The organism is Corynebacterium oculi, from assembly GCF_001412105.1.
Classification (GTDB): domain Bacteria; phylum Actinomycetota; class Actinomycetes; order Mycobacteriales; family Mycobacteriaceae; genus Corynebacterium; species Corynebacterium oculi.
Genome location: NZ_LKST01000001.1, coordinates 652458 through 664417 on the forward strand (window position 1 = coordinate 652458; position 11960 = coordinate 664417).

Consider the following 11960-nt stretch of genomic DNA (forward strand, 5'->3'; position numbering starts at 1 on the left):
ATACCGGATCACACGAGGGAGAACCGCTAAGTGGCAACCACCGCTGATTTCAAGAACGGTCTTGTGCTCAAGATCGACGGCAAGCTGCAACAGATCATTGAGTTCCAGCACGTGAAGCCGGGCAAGGGGCCGGCCTTTGTGCGCACCAAGCTCAAGGACGTTGTCTCCGGTAAGACGGTGGACAAGACATGGAATGCCGGCGTCAAGGTGGAGACCGCCAACGTGGATCGCCGCGACATGACCTACCTGTATCACGACGGCAGCAACTACGTGGTCATGGACGATAAGACCTTCGATCAGGTGGAGCTGGACGCGGATAAGTTTGGGGACGCCGCTCGTTTCCTGCTGGAGAACATGCGCGTGCAGGTGTCCTTCCATGACGAGGAGCCGCTCTTTGCGGAGCTGCCCGTGTCCGTGGATCTCAAGGTGGAGCACACCGATCCCGGTTTGCAGGGTGATCGCTCCACCGGCGGCACCAAGCCCGCCACCCTGGAGACGGGCGCGGAGATTCAGGTGCCGCTGTTCATCGAGACCGGCAACGTGCTCAAGGTGGATACCCGCTCTGGCGAGTACCTTTCCCGCGTTAATAACTAGTGGCCACCGTGACCAAACGCCAGGAGAAGTGGCGCCGCCACGGCGCTCGTTATAAGGCCCGTCGTCGCGCGGTGGACGTGCTCTTCGAGGCCGAGGCCCGCGACATTGACCCCATGCGCATCGTGGAGGATCGCACGGAGTTGGCGCGGGTGCCGGAAAACCAGGTGGCCCCCATTGCGGAGTACACGAGGCAGATCGTTTTGGGCGCGGCCGAGGAACTAGACGCGGTGGATAGCACCATCGAGCGCTTTCTCAGCGATCAGTGGGAACTGGGCCGCCTCCCCGCCGTGGATCGCGCCATCTTGCGCATGTCCGTGTGGGAGTTGATCTTTAATCCCGATGTGCCCACCCCCACCGCCGTGGTGGAGGGCGTGGAGATCGCCAGCGAGTATTCCGGGGAGCAGGGCGCGCCGTATATTCACGCGGTGCTCGATGATGTGGCGGAAAACCTTGCGGAGGTGCGGGCCTCGGTGGGCGCCGAGGCTACTGAGGTTGCTGAGGCGGTTGAGAACGCTGAGGCCAAGGCCGATCCCGTGGAGAATCAGACCGCGGAAAATCAGGCTAAGGAAGCGGAAACCACCCCCGAGGCTTCCCAGGCCACCACGGCGAATGACTAGCTTCCTTTCTGCTGGTCAAGCAACCCCTCGGCGGCCTGGGCCACGCGCTCCTGGCCGGCGAGCACCTCGTCTACGGCCCCGCGGAGGGCCGCGGAGAGTTGTTCCTCGGAGATCCCGGCCGCGATGGGGAGATCGCACTCGGTGCGCACCATGAGGTTTTCTTCCCGGTCGGCCACTACGGCCTTGACCCCGAACCCGGAGCAGTTCACCTGGTTAGCCGCCAGGTGTAGGGTGGGCACCCCGGAATCGGAGGAGAGGTCGGTGGGGTTATCGGCCCGCACGATGAGCACCGAGTTCAGGAGGGCGAAGGTCACCCGGAAGCCGTTGAGGTTTGCGGTGGCCACGTTGGGATCTTCGGTGGGCCAGAGGGTGATGTGAAAGCCCTTCATTGCGTCGGTGACGCGCTCAAAGGTCAGGGCGGGAATCTTCTGCTCGCTCATTTTTACTTTTCCTCCTCGGCATCGTCGGCTTGGCCGGGGCGATCGTCGTGCCCATCGTGGGTGTGCTCATCATCGCCTTGTTCCCAGGTGATCGCCTCGGGGAACTGGGCCTCAAGCCACTGGAAGCAGGCCACGATGGAGTCCAGGGTGGACATCACGAAGGCTCCCGCTTGGTTGCGGCTGAGTCCTTGGGCGATGTGGAGGCGTCGGCAGGCGGAAAAGGCGAGGGTGCCGGGGGTGGATTCGAAGAAACGCAGGGTGGGGGTGAGCTGCGTGAGGTTCCATTCGTTCACGGCGGCCAGGGCCGTGGCGGCGCGCTGGGCATCGACCTGCCCGCGCCACATGGAGTCGCACAGCAGGTAGTCGCCCTCGATGGCAAAGGAGACGGCGGCGTTGATGAAGCCGGTGCGCACCATCGGGGTGGGGTCTTGTTGCAGACGGTAATCGAGGTTTTCGGCCTCCAGAATATCCACCACGGTGTGTTCGGATACAGGTGCGATGGGGGTGTCGTGTTCGGGGTGAGTCACGCATCTCCTTGTCGTAGGGGTTTTCTATGGCGCGGGGCCTTGTGTATGCCACTGTAGCCAAATTGCGGTGATATGCTTGCGGGGATCCCTTTGACGGGAGTAATCACTGGACATCCTTTAAGGGCCGCACAGAGAGGCGGGAAAGGAGGTCACGATGAGTCAGACGAGCGCGCACGGCGTCGTCGTGTCCATCGCGCACCGGCACATCAGCTGCGTGGAGGCAGCGATATATTACGGGGGGTTAGCATTGGGGGAGAGGTCTCGATGAATCAATCCTCTTTGATGCAGCCCAGCACGCATAACCGAAAGGTCAATACTGTGACGTCTACCCCGCCCGTTCCCGCCGTTTTGGTGCTTGCCGACGGCCGCTCCTTCCGCGGATACAGCCTGGGCAAGGTGGGTTCCACCTTGGGCGAGGCCGTGTTTACCACCGGCATGACCGGTTACCAGGAGACCATGACCGACCCCTCGTACCACCGTCAGATCGTGGTGGCCACGGCCCCGCAGATCGGCAATACCGGCTGGAACGATGAGGATGATGAGTCCCGCGATCGCGGTATCTGGGTGGCGGGCCTGGTGATCCGCGACCTCTCGGCGCGGGTGTCCAATTGGCGGGCCTCGCGCGGCCTGAACGAGGAGATGGAGAGGCAGGGGATCGTGGGTATCCGTGGCGTGGATACCCGCACCGTGGTGCGTCATTTGCGCGATAAGGGCTCGGTGGCGGCCGGTATTTTCTCCGGCCCGGAGGCTGCGTGCCCGGTGGAGGAATTGGTGCGCCTGGTACAAAAGCAGGACGCGATGGAGGGGGCCGATCTCTCCGCGCAGGTGAGTACCGAGGAACCCTACGTGGTGGAGCCGGACGGCGAGCACCGCTACACGGTGGTGGCCTTTGACATGGGGATCAAGACCAACACCCCGCGCAACTTTGCCGCCCGTGGTGTGCGCACCGTGGTGGTTCCCTCCACCGCCACCTGGGCGGACATCGAGCAGTATCGCCCGGACGGGGTGTTCGTATCCAACGGCCCGGGCGATCCCGCCACTGCCGATGCCATGGTGGCCGTGGTGCGCGAGGTGCTGGGCAAGAAGATTCCGTTCTTTGGTATTTGCTTTGGCAATCAGATCCTGGGCCGCGCCTTGGGCATGGAAACATACAAGATGAAGTTCGGCCACCGGGGGATCAACGTGCCGGTGTTGAACGTGGTTACCGGCAAGATTGACATCACCTCCCAGAATCACGGCTTTGCGCTCAAGGGCAGGGCGGGGGAGGTCTTTGACACGGACTTCGGCCCGGCCAAGGTCACCCACGTGTGCCTCAACGATGACGTGGTGGAGGGCGTGGCGCTCGAAAGCGGCTTGGCCTATTCGGTGCAGTACCACCCGGAGGCCGCGGCGGGCCCGCACGATGCCAGCCCGCTTTTCGATCAGTTCATCGACCTCATGGCCGAGCACGCGAGCGCTAAGCACGCGGGCGAACAGAAGTAAGCAGACCAGGAAGGTAAGTTAAGGAATCTCATGCCCAAGCGCAACGATATTAATCACGTCCTGGTCATCGGCTCCGGCCCCATCGTGATCGGCCAGGCCTGCGAGTTCGATTACTCCGGCACCCAGGCCTGCCGCGTACTCAGGGAGGAGGGGCTGCGGGTCACCCTGATTAACTCCAACCCGGCCACGATCATGACGGATCCCGAGTTTGCGGATCACACCTACGTGGAGCCGATCACTCCGGAGTACATTGACAAGATTTTTGCCAAGGAGGCCGCGCAGGGCCACCCCATCGACGCGGTGCTGGCCACGCTGGGCGGGCAGACCGCCCTAAACGCCGCCATTCAGTTGGACCGCCAGGGAATCCTGGAGAAGTACGGCGTGGAACTCATCGGCGCCGATATTGAGGCCATCGAGCGCGGCGAGGATCGCCAAAAGTTCAAGGACATCGTGGCGTCCATCGGCGGGGAATCCGCCCGCTCGCGCGTGTGCCACAGCATGGAGGAGGTGCACGAGGCGGTGGCGGAGCTGGGGCTGCCGGTGGTGGTGCGCCCCAGCTTTACCATGGGTGGCCTGGGCTCCGGCCTGGCCTTTGACGAGGAGGATCTGGAGCGCATCGCCGGCGGTGGCCTGGCGGCCTCGCCGGAGGCGAACGTGCTCATCGAGGAGTCCATCCTGGGGTGGAAGGAATATGAGCTGGAGCTCATGCGAGATGGGGACGATAACGTGGTGGTGATCGCCTCCATCGAGAACGTGGACGCCCTGGGAGTACACACGGGCGATTCCGTGACGGTGGCTCCGGCGATGACCCTGACGGACCGCGAGTACCAGAAGATGCGCGATCAGGGCATCGCGATCATTCGAGAGGTGGGGGTGGACACCGGCGGCTGCAACATTCAGTTTGCGCTTAATCCCCGCGATGGCCGCCTGATTACCATCGAGATGAACCCGCGCGTCTCGCGCTCCTCGGCGCTGGCCTCCAAGGCCACCGGCTTCCCGATCGCCAAGATCGCGGCCAAGCTTGCCATTGGGTACACCCTCGATGAGATCACCAATGACATCACGGGGGTCACCCCGGCGGCGTTCGAGCCCACCTTGGATTACGTGATCGTCAAGGCTCCGCGCTTTGCCTTTGAGAAGTTCGTGGGCTCCGATGACACGCTGACCACCACCATGAAGTCCGTGGGCGAGGCGATGGGCATCGGCCGCAACTACATCGCCGGCCTCAACAAGGTCATGCGCTCCCTAGAGCAGAAGCAGGCCGGGTTCTGGACCGCGCCGGATCCGGAGTTTGGTTCCGTGGAGGAGATCCTGACTGATTTGCGCCGCCCCACCGAGGGGCGCATGTATGACGTGGAGTTGGCGCTGCGCTGGGGGGCCAGCATCGAGCAGGTGCATGAGGCCTCCGGCATTGATCCCTGGTTCCTGGCGGAGTTGGCGGAGCTGGTGCATTTCCGCGAGGAGCTGACCCAGGCCCAGGTGCTCACGGAGGACTTGCTGCGCCGGGCCAAGGTCTTTGGGCTTTCCGACGCCCAGATTGCCCGCCTGCGCCCCGAGTTTGCCGGGGAGGAGGGGGTGCGTCGTCTGCGCTGGTCGCTGGGAATCCGCCCCGTGTACAAGACGGTGGATACCTGCGCGGCGGAGTTCGAGGCCCGCACCCCGTACCACTATTCCGCCTACGAGCTCGATCCAGCCGCGGAGTCCGAGGTCACCGAACAGCGGGATAAAGAGAAGGTCATCATCTTGGGTTCTGGCCCCAACCGCATTGGGCAGGGCATTGAGTTTGATTACTCCTGCGTACACGCGGCCCTGGAACTGTCCCGGGTGGGCTATGAGACGGTGATGGTCAACTGCAACCCGGAGACCGTGTCCACGGACTATGACACCGCTGATCGCCTCTACTTCGAGCCGCTGACCTTCGAGGACGTCATGGAGGTCTACCACGCGGAGTGCCAGTCCGGCACGATGGCGGGCGTGATCGTGCAGCTCGGCGGGCAAACGCCCCTGGGCCTGGCGGAGCGCCTGGAGGCTGCGGGCGTGCCGGTGGTGGGGACCACGCCGGAGTCCATCAACCTGGCGGAGGATCGCGGTGAGTTCGGGGAGGTGCTGCGCCGCGCCGAGCTTCCCGCCCCGGCCTTCGGCACCGCGACGTCGTTTAGCGAGGCCCGCGAGGTGGCCGCCAGCATCGGCTACCCGGTCCTGGTGCGCCCCTCCTACGTGCTGGGCGGGCGCGGCATGGAGATCGTCTATGATGAGTCCTCCCTGAGCAGTTATATCGAGCGCGCGACGGAACTCACCTCCGATCACCCGGTGCTGGTGGATCGTTTCCTAGATAACGCCATCGAGATTGACGTGGACGCCCTTGCCGATGGCACCGAGGTGTACCTAGCGGGCGTGATGGAGCACATTGAGGAGGCCGGTATTCACTCCGGCGACTCCGCCTGCGCCCTGCCGCCCATGACGCTGGGCCCGGAGGACATTGATAAGGTGCGCCGCTCCACGGCGGCCCTGGCCCGGGGGATCGGCGTGAAGGGCCTGATGAACGTGCAGTACGCCCTCAAGGATGACGTGCTGTACGTCATCGAGGCCAACCCGCGCGCCTCCCGCACCGTGCCCTTTGTGTCCAAGGCCACCGGCGTGCACCTGGCCAAGGCGGCTTCCCGCATCATGATGGGGGCCACCCTGGAGCAACTGCGCGGGGAGGGCATGATCCCCACCGAGTATGACGGCGGCTCCTTGCCGATCGACGCCCCCATCGCGGTGAAGGAGGCCGTGCTGCCGTTCAACCGCTTCCGCCGCCCGGACGGCACCATGCTGGATACCCTGCTCAGCCCGGAGATGAAGTCCACGGGCGAGGTCATGGGCGTGGCCACGAACTTCGGCGCGGCCTATGCCAAGGCTGAGGCCGCGGCCTTTGGTGGCCTGCCCACCGAGGGAACGGTGTTTGTTTCCGTGGCTAATCGGGATAAGCGCACCCTGATCTTCCCCATCCAGCGCCTGGCCTCCCTGGGCTTTAAGATCCTGGCCACGGCGGGCACCGCGAGCATGTTGCGCCGCAACGGCATTGAGTGCGAGGAGGTGCTCAAGGGCTCTGACGTCCGCGCCGGTGCCCAGGGGCCCTCCATCCTGGATCGAATCCGCGGGGGAGAGGTAGACCTTATCCTCAATACCCCGGCGGGTTCCTCCGGGGCGCGCCACGATGGTTATGACATCCGCGCAGCCTCCGTGAGCGTGGGCGTGCCTGCGGTGACCACCGTGCAGGGGGTCACCGCCGCGGTGCAGGGCATCGAGGCCCTGCGCGGGGCGGGTTTTGCCGTGCGTGCCCTTCAGGAATTGGATCACACCCCGGCGGCAAAGGCGGCAGGGAAGTGACTCAAACCTTTGGCGATCGGCTCGCAGAGCTGGCGCAGCGGCGCGGCCGCCTCTGCGTGGGCATTGATCCGCACCCGGCCCTCCTGAAAGCCTGGGGGCTGGGGGACACGGTGGCGGGACTGGCGGAGTTTTCCCGCATATGCGTGGAGGCCTTTGCCCCCACGGTCTGTCTGGTCAAGCCGCAGGTGGCGTTCTATGAGCGCTTCGGTTCCGCGGGCTTCGCGGTGCTGGAAGAGACCATCGCCGGGCTCCGGGCCGGGGGAGCGCTGGTGGTGGCGGACGCCAAGCGCGGGGACATCGGCTCCACGATGGCGGGTTATGCCTCGGCCTGGTTGGATGATTCCTCCCCCCTGTGCAGCGATGCCGTGACGGTCTCTCCCTACCTGGGGGTGGGGGCATTGGACCCGGCCTTTGATCTCGCGGAGGCCACGGGCAGGGGCGTCTTTGTGCTCGCGGCCACCTCGAACCCGGAGGCCCGCGTGTTGCAGGGGCACGAGGACGCCGAGGGGCGCAGCATCTCCCAGCAGGTGATCGACGAGGTGGCTCGGCGCAACGCGGCCCACCCCGGCCTGGGAAACCTGGGCGTGGTGGTGGGCGCGACCGTGGCGCAGGCTCCGGATTGCCAGCGGCTTGGTGGCCCGGTGCTCATGCCCGGGGTGGGCGCGCAGGGGGGTAGCGCCAGCGACGTAGCGCAAATCATGGGATCGAGGATGGATTTGGCCTATCCCAATGTGTCTCGTGCCGTTCTTGGCGCGGGTCCGCAGGTGTCTGGCCTGCGCAAAGCCGCAGAATCTTTTGGTTTTGACCTTAACGGGTGACCGGCTGCCGAGGCGGGGCTTTTGCCCTGCTATTTTAGGGAGAGTTGTGCCGGAATCTCCCGCTCGATAACCCATCTGCCCTGCGTCGATTGCGGTGGCCCGCCCCTAGCGGTGTTACACTGAGCGAACATCGGCGTGAGGTAGCGATGGTATTCCAGGCGCACCGCCGAAAAGAAAGAAACAAAAACGAACTGGAGGAACCCCGTGGCCCTTCCGAAGTTGACCGATGAGCAGCGCAAGGAAGCCCTTGCTAAGGCTGCCGAGGCCCGCAAGGCCCGTGCTGAGTTGAAGGAAAAGCTCAAGCGCGGGGACATGACCCTGAAGGAAGTCCTGGATAAGGCCCAGGACGATGAGATCGTGGGTAAGACCAAGGTGTCTGCGCTCCTGGAGGCGCTGCCGAAGGTGGGCAAGGTCAAGGCCAAGGAGATCATGGAGGAGCTGGAGATCGCTCCCACCCGCCGCCTGCGCGGCCTGGGTGAGCGTCAGCGCCGCGCGCTGCTGGATCGCTTCGGCTACACCGAGGAATAATTCATGGTCGGCGAGAACCCTCGGGGTCGGCTGGTGGTGCTGGCCGGCCCGTCTGCCGTGGGGAAGTCCACGGTGGTTCATCGCCTCCGCGGGAGCGTCAGCGATCTGTACTTTAGCGTCTCCATGACCACCCGCAGCCCGCGCCCGGGCGAGGTGGACGGGGTGGATTATTTTTATGTCACCCCGGAGGAGTTCCAGGAGCGCATCGACCGAGGCGAGATGCTGGAGTGGGCCGATATTCATGGCGGCCTGCAACGCTCCGGCACCCCGGCGGCCCCGGTGGAGCAGGCGCTGGCTTCAGGGCGCCCCGTGCTCATCGAGGTGGATCTGGTGGGCGCCCGCAACGTTAAGGCGATGATGCCTGAGGCCACCACGGTGTTTTTGGCCCCGCCTTCCTGGGAGGTGCTCGTGGAGCGCCTCACGGGGCGCGGCACGGAGCCGGAGGACGTGATCGCTCGTCGCCTGGACACGGCGCGCGGGGAGTTGGCCGCGATGGATGAGTTCGATCAGGTGGTGGTCAACGAGGACGTTGATACCGCCGTGGCCGCCATCGGTGGTATCCTGCTGGGCGAGTAGTGCGGGGTGGCGCAGCGGCGCGTACCCCGAGGAATCTTTTTCTACCGAAAAATCTTAAGGTGCAAGTGACAAACGTGAGTAACGAGACCGAGAAGAAGCAGCCGGTTTTTGACCCGCCGGTGGGTATTACTGACCCGCCGATCGACAGCCTTTTGGAAAAGGTCTCCTCCAAGTATGCCCTCGTGATTTACGCCGCCAAGCGCGCGCGTCAGATTAACAGCTACTACCAGCAGGCCGACGAGGGTGTCTTTGAGTTCATCGGCCCGCTCGTTACCCCGGAGGCCGGGGAGAAGCCGCTGTCCATCGCCCTGCGCGAGATTGACGGGGATCTCTTGGAACACGAGGAAGGCCGCTAGGCTTTACGTGACTCGATGAAAGACGCCAGGCCGCTGCCCATGCTGGGTGGCGGCCTTTGCCGTGGCGCCAGTAGAGTTCAGTACAGTCCGATCACAGTGGGAAGGAAACAAGCGGCGTGAAGATCATCGTGGGGGTCGCCGGGGGCATCGCGGCGTACAAGACCTGTCACCTGGTGCGAAACTTCAAGGAGTCCGGTGATGAGGTGCGGGTGATCCCCACTCCCAGCGCGCTGAACTTCGTGGGCGCGGCGACCTTCGAGGCGCTGTCCGGCAATCCGGTGCGCACCACGGTGTTCGAGGCCGTCGATGAGGTGCAGCACGTGCGCCTGGGGCAGGAGGCGGATGCCGTGGTGATCGCCCCGGCCACCGCCGATCTGCTATCCCGGCTGGCGGCGGGGCGCGCCGATGATCTCTTGAGCGCCACCGTCTTGGTGGCCACCTGCCCCGTCATCGTCGCCCCGGCTATGCACACGGAGATGTGGCTCAATCCCGCGACCCAGGCGAACGTCGATACGCTGCGCCGCCGGGGTATCACGGTGCTGGAACCGGCCTCCGGCCGGCTTACCGGCGTCGATAGCGGCCCGGGGCGGCTGCCGGAGGCGGAGCAGATCGCGGATCTGGCGCGCATGGTGGTGGCGGGGGCCGCGCTGCCCCGGGACTGGGAGGGCAAGCGCGTGCTGATTACGGCTGGTGGCACCCAGGAGAACCTCGATCCCGTGCGTTACCTGGGCAATAGGTCCTCCGGGCGGCAGGGGTTTGCCCTCGCGGAGGTGGCGGCCCAGCGCGGCGCCCGGGTGGAGGTGATCGCCGGTGCCACGGAGGATATGCCCGCACCCATCGGGGCACGGGTTCGGCGCGTGGTGTCCGCCAGGGAGATGGCGCAGGCGGTGGCGGAGTGGTCTCCGCAGGCGGACGCCGTTATCATGGCCGCCGCGGTGGCGGACTTTCGCCCGGCCGCCCAGGCCGAGGCCAAGCTGAAAAAGGGCGGCGATGATGCCGCCCTGGGCACCCTGAGCCTGGTGGAGAATCCCGATATTTTGCGCGGCGTGGTGCGGGCGCGGGAGCGCGGCGAGATCCCGGCGCGCGTGGTTATCGCGGGCTTTGCGGCGGAGACGGGAGACGATACCCATTCCGCCCTGGATTACGGCCTGGCCAAGTTGGAGCGCAAGGGCTGCGATCTGCTCATGTGCAACGAGGTGGGCGTGGGAAAGGTCTTTGGAGAGCGGCGCAATAGGGGATGGCTGCTGCGTTCCCGAGAGGGGCAGCCCGCGGAGGTCACCGAGCTTCAAGACGCCAGCAAGCACGTCATCGCCGGGGCGTACCTTGATACCCTCAACGTGGCGCTTGGCTCCAGGCTCTTGCAGCGCTAGACCGCTTGGTCTATCCTGACGTAATAATTCATTTCCGGGCAGTAAAGGAAAATCCGTGGCACCTTCCCCGCGCTCCGTGCGGCTTTTTACCAGCGAGTCCGTGACAGAGGGGCACCCCGATAAGATCTGTGACGCCGTATCCGACACGATCCTGGATGCGATCTTGAGGGAGGACGCCCACGCCCACGTGGCGGTGGAGACGCTGGTGACCACCGGGCAGGTGCACGTGGTGGGGGAGGTGCGCACCACCGGATACGTGGACATTCCTAGCCTGGTGCGCAGCACCCTGGTGCGCATTGGGTTTACCTCCTCGGACGTGGGGTTCGACGGCACCACCTGCGGGGTGAACATCGCCATCGGAGAGCAGTCCGCCGAGATCGGACACGGCGTGGATACCTCCCAGGAGATGCGTTCCGGTGGGCATTACGAGGACGACGATCAGGCCGGAGCCGGGGATCAGGGCTTGATGTTTGGTTACGCCAGCAACGAGACCGCCGAGTACATGCCGCTGCCCATCGCTGTGGCGCACCGCCTGTCCCGGCGTCTTTCTCAGGTGCGTAAGGAGGGGATCGTTCCGCACCTGCGCCCCGACGGCAAGACCCAGGTGACCTTCGCCTATGACGAGGAGGGCAAGCCCCTTTACCTGGACACCGTGGTGATCTCCACCCAGCACGATCCCGAGGTGGATTCAGCCTGGCTGGAGGCGCAGCTGCGCCCGCACGTCCTGGATTGGGTGATAAATGACGCCGGGTTGGCGAACTTCCTCACCGAGGATCTCACGCTGTTGATTAACCCCTCGGGCTCCTTCACCCTGGGCGGGCCGATGGGTGATGCCGGGCTGACCGGCCGCAAGATCATCGTGGACACCTATGGCGGCATGGCCCGCCACGGCGGCGGTGCCTTCTCGGGTAAGGACCCCAGCAAGGTGGATCGCTCCGGGGCCTATGCGATGCGCTGGGTGGCCAAGAACATCGTGGCGGCGGGCCTGGCGGATCGCGCCGAGGTGCAGGTGGCCTATGCCATTGGGCGGGCCACCCCGGTGGGCCTGTACGTGGAGACCTTTGGCACCGCCAAGGAGGGCCTGAGCGACGTGGATATTCAGCGCGCGGTCAGCGAGGTCTTTGACCTGCGCCCCGCCGCGATCATCCGCGAGCTGGATCTTCTCCGCCCCATCTATGCTCCCACCGCCGCCTATGGTCATTTTGGGCGCACGGACGTGGATTTCCCCTGGGAGAGCACGCAGCGCGCGCCCCTTCTGCGGCAGGCCGCCGGCCTGTAAA

General features: G+C 65.0%; 12 protein-coding genes. 10 read left to right on the plus strand and 2 right to left on the minus strand.

Going from position 1 to position 11960, the window contains the following annotated elements; all coding sequences use genetic code 11:
- Positions 1-30 precede the first annotated feature (30 nt).
- Together efp and nusB are read left to right on the plus strand one after the other, a co-directional pair.
- Positions 31-594: an elongation factor P gene (gene efp, locus Cocul_RS03100; protein WP_055121822.1), complete on the plus strand. Its 564-nt coding sequence runs from the start codon at positions 31-33 to the stop codon at positions 592-594.
- Between the two features lie 8 nt (positions 595-602).
- Positions 603-1211, plus strand: coding sequence for a transcription antitermination factor NusB (nusB, locus tag Cocul_RS03105; RefSeq protein WP_055122023.1), 609 nt, complete (start codon positions 603-605; stop codon positions 1209-1211).
- Here the strand turns inward: nusB and Cocul_RS03110 are convergent.
- Together Cocul_RS03110 and Cocul_RS03115 are read right to left on the minus strand one after the other, a co-directional pair.
- On the minus strand, positions 1208-1651 hold the full coding sequence (locus Cocul_RS03110) for a YbjN domain-containing protein (RefSeq protein WP_055121823.1): 444 nt from the start codon (positions 1649-1651) through the stop codon (positions 1208-1210). The genes nusB and Cocul_RS03110 overlap by 4 nt on opposite strands.
- A gap of 2 nt (positions 1652-1653) precedes the next feature.
- Positions 1654-2178 (minus strand): YbjN domain-containing protein, encoded by a 525-nt coding sequence (locus Cocul_RS03115; RefSeq protein WP_055121824.1) that lies wholly within the window; start codon positions 2176-2178, stop codon positions 1654-1656.
- Positions 2179-2460: 282 nt separating this feature from the next.
- Here Cocul_RS03115 and carA point away from each other — a divergent pair, with 282 nt between their 5' ends.
- The 8 genes from carA (at position 2461) to metK (ending at position 11959) form a co-directional block, all read left to right on the plus strand.
- Positions 2461-3660 carry a glutamine-hydrolyzing carbamoyl-phosphate synthase small subunit gene (gene carA / locus Cocul_RS03120; RefSeq protein WP_055122024.1) on the plus strand — a complete coding sequence of 400 codons (1200 nt, stop codon included), beginning with the start codon at positions 2461-2463 and terminating at the stop codon, positions 3658-3660.
- Between the two features lie 30 nt (positions 3661-3690).
- Entirely contained in the window at positions 3691-7032 is a 3342-nt protein-coding gene (gene carB, locus Cocul_RS03125; protein ID WP_055121825.1) for a carbamoyl-phosphate synthase large subunit, read from the plus strand.
- Positions 7029-7850: an orotidine-5'-phosphate decarboxylase gene (gene pyrF / locus Cocul_RS03130; RefSeq protein ID WP_055121826.1), complete on the plus strand. Its 822-nt coding sequence runs from the start codon at positions 7029-7031 to the stop codon at positions 7848-7850. Before carB ends, pyrF begins: the two co-directional genes overlap by 4 nt.
- A 204-nt stretch (positions 7851-8054) precedes the next feature.
- Complete coding sequence (gene mihF, locus Cocul_RS03135; RefSeq protein ID WP_055121827.1) at positions 8055-8378, plus strand: integration host factor, actinobacterial type; 324 nt, start codon at positions 8055-8057, stop codon at positions 8376-8378.
- Positions 8379-8381: 3 nt separating this feature from the next.
- Positions 8382-8954, plus strand: coding sequence for a guanylate kinase (gmk, locus tag Cocul_RS03140; RefSeq protein WP_055121828.1), 573 nt, complete (start codon positions 8382-8384; stop codon positions 8952-8954).
- A 65-nt stretch (positions 8955-9019) separates the two neighbouring features.
- Positions 9020-9310, plus strand: coding sequence for a DNA-directed RNA polymerase subunit omega (gene rpoZ, locus Cocul_RS03145; RefSeq protein WP_055121829.1), 291 nt, complete (start codon positions 9020-9022; stop codon positions 9308-9310).
- Between the two features lie 116 nt (positions 9311-9426).
- On the plus strand, positions 9427-10680 hold the full coding sequence (gene coaBC, locus Cocul_RS03150) for a bifunctional phosphopantothenoylcysteine decarboxylase/phosphopantothenate--cysteine ligase CoaBC (protein WP_055121830.1): 1254 nt from the start codon (positions 9427-9429) through the stop codon (positions 10678-10680).
- A 55-nt stretch (positions 10681-10735) separates the two neighbouring features.
- Positions 10736-11959: a methionine adenosyltransferase gene (metK, locus tag Cocul_RS03155; protein ID WP_055121831.1), complete on the plus strand. Its 1224-nt coding sequence runs from the start codon at positions 10736-10738 to the stop codon at positions 11957-11959.
- Position 11960 lies beyond the last annotated feature (1 nt).

Bases quoted from the DNA above. Each gene is read 5' to 3' on its own strand.
- gmk (WP_055121828.1), top strand. From the start codon at position 8,382: ATGGTCGGCGAGAACCCTCGGGGTCGGCTGGTGGTGCTGGCCGGCCCG.
- Cocul_RS03110 (WP_055121823.1), bottom strand. From the start codon at position 1,651: ATGAGCGAGCAGAAGATTCCCGCCCTGACCTTTGAGCGCGTCACCGAC.
- carA (WP_055122024.1), top strand. From the start codon at position 2,461: ATGCAGCCCAGCACGCATAACCGAAAGGTCAATACTGTGACGTCTACC.
- carB (WP_055121825.1), top strand. From the start codon at position 3,691: ATGCCCAAGCGCAACGATATTAATCACGTCCTGGTCATCGGCTCCGGC.